General features: G+C 72.0%; 9 protein-coding genes. 3 read left to right on the forward strand and 6 right to left on the reverse strand.

Features of this window, described 5'->3' with window-relative positions; all coding sequences use genetic code 11:
* Positions 1 to 15 precede the first annotated feature (15 nt).
* Positions 16 to 1,191 carry a carbohydrate-binding protein gene (locus BJ964_RS09250; RefSeq protein ID WP_229806964.1) on the forward strand — a complete coding sequence of 392 codons (1,176 nt, stop codon included), beginning with the start codon at positions 16 to 18 and terminating at the stop codon, positions 1,189 to 1,191.
* A gap of 45 nt (positions 1,192 to 1,236) precedes the next feature.
* Here BJ964_RS09250 and BJ964_RS09255 read toward each other — a convergent pair whose 3' ends face one another.
* The 4 genes from BJ964_RS09255 to BJ964_RS09270 form a co-directional block, all read right to left on the reverse strand.
* Positions 1,237 to 5,139, reverse strand: coding sequence for a protein kinase domain-containing protein (locus BJ964_RS09255; RefSeq protein ID WP_188120294.1), 3,903 nt, complete (start codon positions 5,137 to 5,139; stop codon positions 1,237 to 1,239).
* A gap of 126 nt (positions 5,140 to 5,265) precedes the next feature.
* Positions 5,266 to 6,711, reverse strand: coding sequence for a hypothetical protein (locus BJ964_RS09260; protein WP_188120295.1), 1,446 nt, complete (start codon positions 6,709 to 6,711; stop codon positions 5,266 to 5,268).
* 73 nt (positions 6,712 to 6,784) lie between these two features.
* Positions 6,785 to 7,534, reverse strand: coding sequence for a PP2C family serine/threonine-protein phosphatase (locus BJ964_RS09265; protein ID WP_188120296.1), 750 nt, complete (start codon positions 7,532 to 7,534; stop codon positions 6,785 to 6,787).
* On the reverse strand, positions 7,534 to 8,232 hold the full coding sequence (locus BJ964_RS09270; protein ID WP_188120297.1) for a vWA domain-containing protein: 699 nt from the start codon (positions 8,230 to 8,232) through the stop codon (positions 7,534 to 7,536). Before BJ964_RS09270 ends, BJ964_RS09265 begins: the two co-directional genes overlap by 1 nt.
* A gap of 129 nt (positions 8,233 to 8,361) precedes the next feature.
* Between BJ964_RS09270 and BJ964_RS09275 the strand changes: the two genes are divergently transcribed.
* The gene (locus tag BJ964_RS09275; RefSeq protein WP_188120298.1) at positions 8,362 to 9,534 is read left to right on the forward strand and encodes a type IV secretory system conjugative DNA transfer family protein; all 1,173 of its coding nucleotides are present in this window, start codon (positions 8,362 to 8,364) and stop codon (positions 9,532 to 9,534) included.
* Here the strand turns inward: BJ964_RS09275 and BJ964_RS09280 are convergent.
* On the reverse strand, positions 9,531 to 10,553 hold the full coding sequence (locus tag BJ964_RS09280) for a hypothetical protein (RefSeq protein WP_188120299.1): 1,023 nt from the start codon (positions 10,551 to 10,553) through the stop codon (positions 9,531 to 9,533). The genes BJ964_RS09275 and BJ964_RS09280 overlap by 4 nt on opposite strands.
* A gap of 146 nt (positions 10,554 to 10,699) precedes the next feature.
* On the opposite strand from BJ964_RS09280, the gene BJ964_RS09285 reads away from it, so the two are divergent.
* The gene (locus BJ964_RS09285; RefSeq protein ID WP_188120300.1) at positions 10,700 to 10,846 is read left to right on the forward strand and encodes a hypothetical protein; all 147 of its coding nucleotides are present in this window, start codon (positions 10,700 to 10,702) and stop codon (positions 10,844 to 10,846) included.
* A 6-nt stretch (positions 10,847 to 10,852) separates the two neighbouring features.
* Here the strand turns inward: BJ964_RS09285 and BJ964_RS09290 are convergent, their stop codons facing one another.
* The gene (locus BJ964_RS09290) at positions 10,853 to 11,650 is read right to left on the reverse strand and encodes a calcium-binding protein (RefSeq protein ID WP_188120301.1); all 798 of its coding nucleotides are present in this window, start codon (positions 11,648 to 11,650) and stop codon (positions 10,853 to 10,855) included.
* Positions 11,651 to 11,772 lie beyond the last annotated feature (122 nt).

Consider the following 11,772-nt stretch of genomic DNA (forward strand, 5'->3'; position numbering starts at 1 on the left):
AGGAAAATCGCCCTCGTGACATCGGTCGGGGCGGTCGGCGCGGCCGCCGCGATCCTCCCGATGGCCACCTCGAACGCGGCCGTCGCCTGCGCCTCGGCGTGGAGCGCCTCCACGGTCTACGTGAAGGACAACGTGGCCTCGCAGAACGGCCACAACTACACCGCCAAGTGGTGGACCCAGAACGAGTCGCCGGCCACCAACAGCAGCGAGTGGGCGGTCTGGATCGACAACGGCGTCTGCGGGGGCACCACCAACCCGACCACGCCGCCGACGACCAACCCCACCACCAACCCCACGACACCCCCGGCGACCGGTACGAAGATGGCCGCCGCCCCGTACATCTACCCGGGCTGGGGTAACCCGCCGGCCCCGTCCACGGTCGTCAACGCCACCGGGATCAAGGCGTTCACCATGGCGTTCGTCCTGGCCAGCAACGGCTGCAACCCGGCGTGGGACGGCTCGAGCGGACTCACCGGCGGCGCGCACGCCAGCACCATCGCGGCGATCCGGGCGGCCGGCGCCGACGTGGTCCCGTCGATCGGCGGCTGGAGCGGCAACAAGCTCGGCCCGAACTGCTCCACCCCGGAGGCGCTGGCCGGCGCGTACCAGAAGGTGATCGACGCCTTCCAGCTCAAGGCGATCGACGTCGACATCGAGAACACCGACGAGTTCGAGAACTACGTGGTGGCCGACCGGATCGTGGACGCGCTGAGGATCGTCAAGCAGAAGAACCCGGGCGTGAAGACGATCCTCACCTTCGGCACCTCGACGACCGGCCCGAACGCGCACGGCGTACGGCTGATCCAGCAGGCCAAGGCGAAGGGCGCGAACATCGACGTCTTCACCCAGATGCCGTTCGACTTCAGCGGGCACTCCGACATGTACGCCGCGACCGTCGGCGCCACCGAGGGCCTGAAGAACGTGCTCAAGTCGACGTTCGGGTACACCGACGCGCAGGCCTACTCGCACATGGGCATCTCCGGCATGAACGGTCTCTCCGACCAGCAGGAGGTCACCACGGTGGAGACCTGGACCCGGATCCGTGACTACGCCACGAGCAAGGGCCTGGCCCGCTTCGCGTTCTGGGCGGTCAACCGGGACCGCGGCTGCGCCGGCGGCGGCGTGGTCAGCGACTGCTCCGGCATCGCCCAGGCGGACTGGGCGTTCACCAGGGTGAGCGCCGGATTCTGAGGTAGCGACGGCTGAGGGCCGGCATCCGTCACCGGGTGCCGGCCCTCAGTCCTTGGCGAGCCGCTCGCGCAGCAACTCGTGGCGGAACTGGTAGGCCGACCCGGCCGCCCGCAGCACCTGCCGACCGGCGTGGGCGTCGTCGAGGAAGCGCATGAGCCGCCACGGCAGCTGGTCGCCGGCGGCCAGCCAGGCGCTCTTCACCGCGAACACGCCGAACCGGGTGGACGACGCGGCCACCACCAGGCCGGCCGTGAGCCCGTAGGTGGCCAGCGTGCTGAATCCGCCGGCCAGCGCCACCGGGAGCGACTGCCCGCCCGCGATGGTCCGGAACCCGACCGTCATGCCGATCGCCACCGCGATCACCGCGGTCATCCGCAGGAAGACGCCGCGGTCCTGCCGGAACAGCCGGTTCGGCGACGCCGCCAGACGGTTGTTCGGGTCGTCGCCGCGGATACCGAACGCGTACGCCCCCGCGACGCCCCCGGTGAGACCGATGACGATCAGCCAGATCGCCGGGAAGCCGTTCTCCGCGGCGGCGAACGCGCCCATCACGCCGACCAGGGCGCCACCGGCGATCCGGCGCAGCGGGGCGTTCATCCGCAGCGACGGCAGCCGGCGCTGGGAGATGTCGGTAGCGACGCGCGAACCCAGCCCGGTCACCAGGGCCGGCAGCAGGGCGTAGGCGAAACCCGCCAGCAGGCCCACGATCGTCAGCCCGGCGATTCCGGCCTCGAGCGGGTCGATCCGGCCGGGCCCCGAGCGGACATCGTCCCGGAGCAGGAAGAACAGCACGGTCAGGGTCATCGCCACACCGGCGGCGACACCCTGCACGGGACCGGCAGAGACCACGTGGAGACCGCCGGTGATCACTCCGGCCAGCCCGGCGGCGAGCGCCGGCGGAACGATCCGCCGCAGTCTCGAGACGCGCCGGTCCGGGCGGGCGGGCCGGTCACGCAGGGCCAGCCAGATCAGTACGGCTACCGCCGCCCCTTCACCGATCGACCGTACGACCGGCGCCGCGATGTCGGAGCGCTGGGTGTAGCCGAGGATGTTCAACCCCGCGGTCAGGACGCCCAGCAGCGTGGCGGCGGCGATCCGGGGCACCGGGCCGTACCGGCGGGGCACGGTGTTGCGCCGCACCCAGTGGGCCACCCACCAGACGGCCAGGCCGGCGGCGAGCCCGTCCGACGGGGCGATCAGCCACGGCTGGTCCACGCCGGGCCGGGCGCCGTCCGCCCACGCGGTGACCGCGGTGACGGCCAGCGCGGTGATCAGGCCGTACCGCACCGGTCGCGCGGCCGTCCCGGCTCGCGTGATCTTGAGGCCCAGCCACGTGATCAGGCCCGCGGTGAGACCGGTGGCCAGCCACCCGTTGACGTCCTCGTCCCAGCGCGTGGCGAAGCCGTCGACCGTGCCGGCCGCGAAGCCCACCACCAGGGAGTCGGTGAGAGTGACGAACTCGCCCAGCCCCCGGATGGCCGCCGTGGCCGCCGCCGTGGCCACGCCGACCAGCACCGCCGGCATCAGGTCACCGCCACGGCCGGGCGCCCGTAGCGGCAGCGGCCGCCAGGAGAAGCCGGCCGCCAGCCCGGTCATGATCGCGAGGTCGTAGGAGCCGCTCAGGGTGCCGGTGATGTACCCGCCCAGCGCCGCCAGCACCGCGGCCCCGTAACTGCCGGTGATCAGGAACAGCGCGCCGTAGCAGACCAGCGCGGCCGCCGTGATCCGGATCGCTTCGGTGAGCCCGGGGACCGTGCTGCCGAAGACCCAGGTGTGCATCAGTCCGGCGGAGAGCGCGGTCCAGAGCACCACCGCCACGAGGGTGACCGAGTGGAGCAGTGCCCGGGACGTGGGCGCCGACATCACCCGCAGGTCCCACCAGCGCAGCTCGCCCGTGTCGGCGACCATCCGGGCCAGGTAGCCGAGCCAGCGGCCCGCCTCCGGTGCGGGGTATGCGGACCGTTCCTCGGCGTACCGGGCCGGGACGAACCCGCGGAGCAGATGGTCGGTGATCTCCTCGGCGCCGTGCAGGCCGAGCAGGCCGGCCGGGTCGGGCCGGGGTTCGCCGGTGTCCCCGGCGTTGTAGATCGAGTCGACGAGCATGACCATCAGCGGGGTACGCAGCACCGCGCCGAGGTCCGGCCGCTCCGGCAGGGCGGCGACGACCGGCGCCCACCGTCGCTCGTCCGGTTCGTCCCGTCCGAGGTAGTCGCACACGTCGCGGAGGTCCTGCGAGCCGAGCGTGATCGTGGTGCCGTCCGGGAACAGCTCGTCCACCACCCGGTTCCCGTCCCGGCAGCCGACCAGGACCCGGGCCGGGCCGTCGAGGCTGTTGAGCTGCTCGACGACCGTGCCCGGCGGCGCCTTCTCCAGCACCTCGTCCAGGCCGTCCAGGATGAGGGCGAGATGCTGGTCGTCGAGCAGTTTCTCGGCCCGCGACTTGGGCACCGGGCCCTTCGCGGGACGGTCCAGGAAACGGTGGTTGACGTGCAGCCAGTCGATCAGCCACGTACGCAGGCCGGTCAGGGCCGGATCCCAGGACGCCAGCGGAACCAGCAGGGGCAGCGGCTCGCCCCTGGTCCAGCCGGTCAGCAGGTTACGGAACACGCCCACCAGCAGCTCGGACTTCCCGGAACCGGCGGCGCCGAGCACCACCGTCCGGGCACCGTCGGCGCCCTTCTGCCAGAGCCGGGTCAGCCGTGCCGCGGCGTCCGTCTCGCCGGGCGCGCCGTCGTCCGCCGCGGCGCCGCCGACCCGCCACTCGATCGGCAGCCGGCGGCCGGAGCCGACCCGGTTCCACACCGGATCGGTACGCCACCGCTCGCGCAGCGCCTCGTGCAGGATCGCGACCGCCTCGCCCGCGTCGCCCTCCCGGACGGCGGCCCGGGGCCGGGTCCGTGGCACCACCGGTCGCACCGGCGCGCTGCCGCGTCCCGCGCTCTCGTCGTCGAGCACCCGGAGCAGGTCGGCGGCGCTCGGCCGGTCGGCCGGGTCCGGGGCGAGCGCGGCCAGCACGAGCGCCGCCCAGCCGCCGGCGTCGGCGAGCGGGCCGGCCAGCTCGTAGGCGGCCTCACCGCGGCTCATCCGGTCGCGTTCGAACTTCTCCAGCCCCAGGTGGCCCAGGCTCTTCGACCACGGGTGACGCCGCCCGGCCGCGGTCGCGACGAACAGACCCCAACTGAAGACGTCGTACGCGGGCTGACGGTCGGGTCGCTCGGTCAGCGGCGCGTCGAGCACCTCGGGCGCGTGCCAGTCCTCGGTACGCCCGGCGGCGTGCCGGGTGAGACCGGTGCTCATCGTCTGCTCGATGCCCTGATCCACCCAGCGCGGCGCCCAGGACACCCCGAAGTCGGTGATCACCGGCCCGTTCCCGGTCAGCAGCACGTTGCCCGGCGACAGGTCCCGGTGGACGATCCCGGCCCGGTGCAGATGTACGAGGCCGGCCGCGTACCCCCGGGCCAGGCTCAGCCACGCGTCGTGGGTGAGCGCACCGGCGGCGATCAGGTCACCGAGCCGGTGGTGCGGGGTCAGTGGCAGGGCCATCCACGGGTCGCGGGCCTCGTACGGGTCGCCGGGGCGGGGCCGCAGGTCGTACGACTCCGGTCGCACCAGATGGTGCGGGCCGCTGTCGAGCAGCGGCATCACGTTGGGGTGGGCCGGGATCGACTGCATGATCCGCGCTTCCCGGGTCAGCCGGCGGGCGGCGACCTGGCCGCGCCCGAGCGTGCCGTCCGGCCGGGACGTCTTGATCGCCACGGGTACGCCGGTGACCGCGTCCGGCGCGTACCAGATGTAGGCCTGACCACCGTCGCCGAACGTGCCGCGCAGCGTGTAGCGGCCGTCCTCACCGAGGTGCCGCAGCCGGGTCCGGCCGTCGGCGGCCAGCGGCCACATCCAGTCCTCGGCCGGTGGATCAGGCTCGGAGATGGGCTCCGGCTCCCCGAGCATCCGCTCCCCTTTCCGGCTCGGTCACGTCCTGAGCTTGCCTTCCGCTCGCTGTCGCGTCATCCGGTTCGCGGAGGATTGTGCCCCCGGATGGACGCCGCTAACGTGACCGGTCATCACGGCGGTGGGTCAACCCGAGGTGCTGACGAGCATTTTCAGGACGGCGACGGCGATCCCGCCCATCCAGGCGATCCGTCCGAGGATCGGCGACTGGCCGGCCGACTTGGCCCGGCTCGCCGCGATCAGGCCGAGGATCAGCGCCAGCGGCGTGCAGAACGTGATCGAGATGATGCCGCCGATCCCGAGCGCCAAGACCGACTTTTCGGCGTACGAGGTCCGCTGCCACACCGGCCGGGACGGAGCCGGAGGACGGAACGGCGGTGGAGCCGGAGGAGAGAACGGCGGCGGAGTGACGGGCCGGTAGCGGGTGACCCCGGGCCGGGCGCCGGAGCTGTGGCTCGGGCGCGCCGGATCCATCGGTTTCTGCGTGCTGGTGGACCGGGTGGCAGCGGCCCGGCTCGCCTTGACCCGGTCCAGCTCGCACCACGGGCAGGTCAGCAACTCCTTCGGATGGGCGTGCCCGGGGTCGGCGGCACAGTCCCGGAGGCCGCCGTTCAGCCGGTCGAGCGCGACCTGCCACTCCTCCGCGGTCGGCCGCCGTGCCGGGTCGCGGGCGCCCTCGATGAACGCCCGCCGGAACAGCGCCCGGATGTCGGCCGGGAGCAGCTTCTCCGGCGGCGTCCCGACCGGCGGCGTGAGCTGCGGATCACCGGCCAGGAAGTAGAGCCCGCGCTTGGCCAGGCCCCGGCGGGACGGCTTGTCCCCGGCGCCCGCCCACCGGCCGGAGAACGGATGGCGGCCTTCCATCAAGAGCATGAAGACGTGTACGGCCAGAGCGAACGTGTCACTGTGGACGGTCCGCGGGCGGCTGTAGTCACCGTCCTCCGGCGGCGTGTAGTCCTCCTTGCCGACCCGGCACAGGTAGGGCGTACCGGTGCCGGAGGGGACCTGCATCGAGTCGCAGTCGATCAGCGTGACCAGCGCACGGTCACTGACCAGGATGTTGCTCTCGTTGAAGTCACCGATCACGTACCCGGCCGTGTGCAGGGCGTGCGTGGCGCCGGCCAGGTTGGCCGCCACCCGGGTCAGCCGCCGCCAGTTGCCGAACGCGGGCACCCACGCCGGGGTGTCCGGGAGCGGGTCGCTGCGGTCGCCGGGGTTGACGACCTGGTGCAGTGGAACGCTGTGCGCCAGGTCGAGCAGCGGCATCACGAAGCCCTGGAAGGCGCCGGATCCGGTGGACACCACGGCGGTCGGCCACGCCAGGGTGGTGTGCCCGGTGCCGGCCGTGGGGTCGACCGGCGGCCGGGCGACCATCCGGGCCAGCTTGTTCGACAGTTCCGGGCCGCGCTTGGCCAGCACGTCGTCCTTGTAGATCTTCAACGCCGACCGGGCCGGGCTGTGCAGTGCGTAGACCCAGCCCTCGCCACCCTCGTCGAGGTGCTTGGCCACACGCGGCGAGCCACCGGTGCTCAGGCGGTACCGCCCGAGCACCTCGACCATAGGCATGCTCATCGTTCCACCTCCGCTTCGCTCCGGTGGCACGACGAGAACTCCACTGAGCCTGATGATTCGCTCGCAAGCTCGCTCATTGCCGTACCCCGATGATCAGGCTCTTGTCGTCTCCGGTCTTGTCGTCGGCGCGTTCGAGGAACGCGGTGAGGTCGGCGTCGCCGGCGCCGTCGCGGACCGCCTGGAAGACGTCGTCGAAGAACGGCTGGTACGGGTCTCCGGTGGCGCCGCGCTCGGTGATCAGCAGCCGCAGCCCGTCGCTGGAGAGTGCGAAAGCGTCGACGTCGGCCACCGGCATGGTCCGCACCGGCGGCCGGGCGATCGTCGAGCCGGTGGTCAGGAAGGTCGCCTCGTTCGCGAACTCACCGCGCATCGGTGGCGCGGCGATGCTCAGTTCCTTGTCGGCGTCGCGGACCACGGCGACGCCGTCGCCGATCTGGGCCGCCTGCATCAGGTCGCCGTGGACCACGACGAGCGCGAGGGTGCAGGCCAGGTCACGGGGCTCCAGCCGGTTCCCGGCGGCGACCGCCCGCATCCGGTACCGGGTGGCCCGGAAGATCGTCGGCAGCAGCCGTTCCGGCGGCACCGGCCGGGCGCTATGGCAGAGCCGTTCCGCCACCTCGACGGCGGTCCGGACCGCGGTCTCCGCGCCCAGGTCGGAGGCCGCCGCACTGCCCGCGCCGTCGGCCAGCGCGGCGACCAGCCAGCCGTCGCCGCCGGCCCACCGGATCCGGTCCTGGCAGGGCAGGTCGTTGGCGAGGTGCGCGGTTCCGGTGGCCAGTCCACCGGCCAGCGCCCAGCCCGGGGTGTCTGTGTGCGACTCCATCAGACCGTCGCCCAACCGGACGGTGAGGGCAACGCGACCTGCGCCGACGACGTGGCCAGGCTCTGGTCGCCGGCCACCTGCGTGTCGCTCATCGACACCTGCGACATGCTGGCCGACAGCCACTTGAAGAAGTCGCTGAACGACGTGACGCTCCGCAACGAGACCGCCGGGCGCTCGGTGCTGAGCGAGGACAGGAAGTTCAGGTCGGCATCGCCGCCGACGCCGATCGGGAAGACCGTGACGGCACGCCGCTGCTGCTCGCTGCGCAGTTCGTCGACGGCCGCCTGCAACTCCGCGGGGTAGTCGGTCGGCGCCCCGTCGGACATGACGATCATCCAGGGCCGGTAGTACTCGACGCCGGCGTTCTTGTACGCCTGCTTCTGCTGGTTGATCTCGGAGAGCCCGAGCTGGATCGCCGACGCGACCGGGGTGCCGCCGGACGCCGTGAGATGCGGCGCCACGAAGTGCTGGGCCTCCTCGAACGGGGCGGCGACCTGCGACGTGCCGCCGAACGTGACCACCAGGATCTCGGTCCGCTTGCGGGCGAGCCGGTCCTCCTTGATGTCGGTGGCGAAGAGCCGCAGGCCCTCGTTCAGCTCGTTGATCCGGTCACCGCTCATCGACGCGGACACGTCGAGCAGCAGCACGCAGGCCACGCGCGGTTCCGGGTTCTCCTCGTTGATGCGGGGTTCGAACATGACCTACCTCCAGGAAGAGTTCAGAGACCGAGGTCCATCGAGATTCACGCCGAGGAGCTTTCACCGGTACGGCGAAGGCCGCGCGCAAGCTTGCGCGCGGGTGCCGGCGGCCCCGCCCAGAATCTGATCATGTCGATAGCCAGTCCGCTCCCGTTCGCCGTCGGGCGCGGCCCCCGGGTCCCGTCCGCCGGCCTGGAGCTGGGTCTGTCCCTACAGGGGCAGGCGATCCACGCTCCGCCGATGCTGCCCGTGACGGTGATCGGCCCGACCGGGTCGGGGAAGACCACCCGCGTCGCCGCGCCGATCCTCGCGGACTGGCCGGGTCCGGCCGTCGTGCTCAGCGTCAAGGCCGATCTGATCGGCGCCGCCTATCCGGCGCGCCGCCGCCGCGGCCCGGTGTGGCTGCTCGATCCCGAGGACGCGCTGCGGGCCGGCGACGAGGCGGCCCGCTTCGACCTGACCGCTTGGATCGCCTCGCTCGCCGATGCGCAGGACGTGGCGGCCGTGCTGCTCGCCAGCGGAGGCGCCGACGACGTACGCGAGGGGCGGTTCTGGTCCGAACTCGCGCAGAACTGGACCGCGCCGATCCTGTTCGCGGGCGCCCGGTCCGGTCTCGACATCGGGCAGATCGCCGACCTCGCGATGCGGGACCGGTCCGCGCACGCCGAGCGTCTGGTCGCCGAGTCCGGTGATCCGATCGCGATAAGGATGCTGCGCAGCGTCCTGGACCTGGAAATACGGGCCCGCACCAGCGTGATGGCCACGGTGTGCCAGGCGCTGCGGGTGTTCAACCGGCCCGGGGTGGTACGCGCGGCGACCGGCTCCGACTTCACCCTCGACCAGGTGCTGGACGGGACGGCGACCCTGGCGATGACCCTTCCGGCCTTCCGGATGCGGCAGGTCGCGCCACTGTTCGCCGCGGTGCTCACCATGCTCTGGTCCCGGTTGCAGACCCGGGCCGTGAACGAGCCCCTGCTTCTGCTCATCGACGAGGCCGCAAACGTTCCGGGGGTCGCCGATCAGATGCTGGAGTGGGTCACCACCGGCCGTGGCCTGGGCGTACAGGTGGTGACGCTGTGGCACGACCTGGCCCAGCTGACCGCCCGGTACGGCGTGGAGCGCTCGACCGTGGTGAACAACAGCGGCTCGCTGCTGTTCCTGGGCGCCGGCCGCGACCCGGACGGCCGTGAGTTCCTCGACCGCTTCGCCGGGGCGGCGCTGCACGACCGGCTGGCGACGACCGGCAACGTGGTGTTCCGCGAGGGCCGCTGTGAGCCGCTGCGCCTGCGCGCCCCGGTCTAGCCCAGGTCCCGGCCGATGCCGAGCCCGCGTTCCCGGGTGAGGTACTCCTCGAGCTGGTAGCGCCGGAATCCCCACAGGCCCTTGACCATGGGGATCAGCTCGGTCAGCCCGCCGGTGGAGCCGCCCGGCCGGGAGTTGGCGGAACGGTCCGGGTCGAGGTGGTTGGCGACCAGGTTCGTGTACCACTTCGGCGCGAACTCCGGCGACGTGCCGACCGCCTCGAGGATCAGCCGGTGGATCTCGTGGGTCGGCCGGCGTTCCGCGACGTTCGTCAGTTCCCGTTCGATGTACGCCTGCACGCCGATCCCGCTCTTGGCGAGGAAGGCCTGCAGGCTCTCGCTGGAGCGCAGCCGGTCCCGTACGTCCTCGCGGTCCAGAAAGGACTTGAGCAGCGGGAGGTTCTCCCGCGCGGCCAGCTGGACGCGCAGCGCCGCGTCGTCGAGCTCCCGCTGTTCACGCTCGTTGAGCGGGGCCCGCGGGTTGGACGTGAAGCCCGGGTCGTTGGCGGGCGCGGTGCGGATCGGCGCCTCGATCCAGACGACGAAGTCGGTGCTCTTGTTGAGGATGGTCAGCATGGTGCTCGCCGCCTGGATCGCGACCATCGGGGTGGCGAGGATCTCGGCGGGGAAGCCGCCGGGATCGGCCGGCACCGCGGGGTAGAGGCTGACCGGCTGCGGCAGCCGGGGCGAGCGCAGCTCCAGGATGTTGTTGCCGGACAGGTTCTCGACCAGCACCCGCGCGCCGTCGGCCGGTGCGGTGAACCAGATCCGGCCGACCACCTTGCTGACCGCGGAGGGCAGGTCCGGCGTCGCCCGGCCGACCTGGAGCCAGTCGCGGCCGTCTTCGGGCCGCTGCGCGCCGAACCAGAGCTGTCCGCCCGGCCGGAGCTGGGCGACCCGGCACCGGTTCCGGTGCCGCTTGTCGACCGCGAGCCGGTTGACGTGGTTCGGGTTCCGGCACACCTCCGGCAGCGGTGAGTCACCGGCATCGCACGGGGTGTGAATCTCTGCGATTGACATCGAGCCCATGGTCGGCGATCGCCGGACCGCGCGACAACACCGCTCACGGTCTCCGCGGCGCACCTTTCGGACCGAATTCGCGTCGTCTGACCGGCCAGCGCCCTGATCGAGGATCAGAACCGGAGCCGGCGTACGGCCGTGCCGAGGTGTCGTGGGTCCACCGCTCCCCACCCCCACCTCGGCCGGCCACCGTGAACAGCGGCGTCCGCAGCGCCGTCGCGGCCGCCGCTTTCGCCCTGATGCTGCTCGTCTTCGCGCTCTGCTTCGCGGGCGTGAAGGCTATCGCCGGCTGACGCCGGTCACTTCTCGCAGTTGACCCGGCTGTCCAGGCGGGTGCCGCGGCAGGTGTCCCCGTTGGAGCCGTTGACGCCGCCGTCGAGCGTGTCGGCGACCTGCTTGCGGCTGTCCTTGCCGTACAGCCTGTCGTCGCCGGCTCCGCCGGACAGCGCGTCCTTGCCGTTGCCGCCGATCAGCCGGTCGTTGCCGTCCCCGCCGCTCAGGTAGTCGACACCGTTCTCACCGCGGAGGATGTCGTTGCCCTCGCTGCCGTAGAGGCTGTCGCGGCCGGAGCCGCCGAACAGCCGGTCGTCGCCGGAGCGGCCGGCGAGGGTGTCGTTGCCGGCCCCTCCCCAGATGCTGTCGTTGCCGCCCCCGCCGTCGATGTTGTCGTTGCCGGACTGTCCGAAGAACCGGTCCCGGTTCGTGCCGCCGATGATGCGGTCGTTACCGGCTCCGGCGTAGACGGTCGTCGCCACGTCCGAGTCGTTGACGATCTCGTCGTTCAGGTCGTAGGCCCAGACGGTGACCCGCTTCGGCGTCTCCGCCGTCGTGCAGTACACGATCCTCTTGTCACTTGCGTCCGCCTCGCAGCCCTTGCCGGCCTTGATCGGGGCGAATTCGTCCCAGATTTCGATCTGGTTCCCGGTGCGGAGCACCACCACCCGGCTCTGGTGGCCGGACGCCGCCTTGAACTGAACCTGGGACGCGGACGTCACCGAGGCCACACCGACGGAGGCGGCCTGCGCGGGCGCGGCGAAAGCGGTGGCCGAGAGGGCGGCGATCAGGCCGGCCGTCGCGATGCGCGGAATAGAAGTCATGGCTACCTTTCCAAGATCAATCAATGTCTCGGAACGGTACGGTAGCGACCACTCGCAACCACCGTTATCGATCCGTGATCAAAGTCCGCGAACCACCCCGGCCGGCCCCGCATCGCACCAGA

This window comes from Actinoplanes lobatus (assembly GCF_014205215.1).
In the GTDB taxonomy this organism is placed as follows: Bacteria; Actinomycetota; Actinomycetes; order Mycobacteriales; family Micromonosporaceae; genus Actinoplanes; species Actinoplanes lobatus.

Excerpts from the sequence above, each read along its gene's own strand:
- BJ964_RS09260 (WP_188120295.1), bottom strand. The coding sequence starts at position 6,711 with ATGAGCATGCCTATGGTCGAGGTGCTCGGGCGGTACCGCCTGAGCACC.
- BJ964_RS09280 (WP_188120299.1), bottom strand. The coding sequence starts at position 10,553 with ATGTCAATCGCAGAGATTCACACCCCGTGCGATGCCGGTGACTCACCG.
- BJ964_RS09290 (WP_188120301.1), bottom strand. The coding sequence starts at position 11,650 with ATGACTTCTATTCCGCGCATCGCGACGGCCGGCCTGATCGCCGCCCTC.
- BJ964_RS09270 (WP_188120297.1), bottom strand. The coding sequence starts at position 8,232 with ATGTTCGAACCCCGCATCAACGAGGAGAACCCGGAACCGCGCGTGGCC.
- BJ964_RS09265 (WP_188120296.1), bottom strand. The coding sequence starts at position 7,534 with ATGGAGTCGCACACAGACACCCCGGGCTGGGCGCTGGCCGGTGGACTG.
- BJ964_RS09275 (WP_188120298.1), top strand. The coding sequence starts at position 8,362 with ATGTCGATAGCCAGTCCGCTCCCGTTCGCCGTCGGGCGCGGCCCCCGG.
- BJ964_RS09255 (WP_188120294.1), bottom strand. The coding sequence starts at position 5,139 with ATGCTCGGGGAGCCGGAGCCCATCTCCGAGCCTGATCCACCGGCCGAG.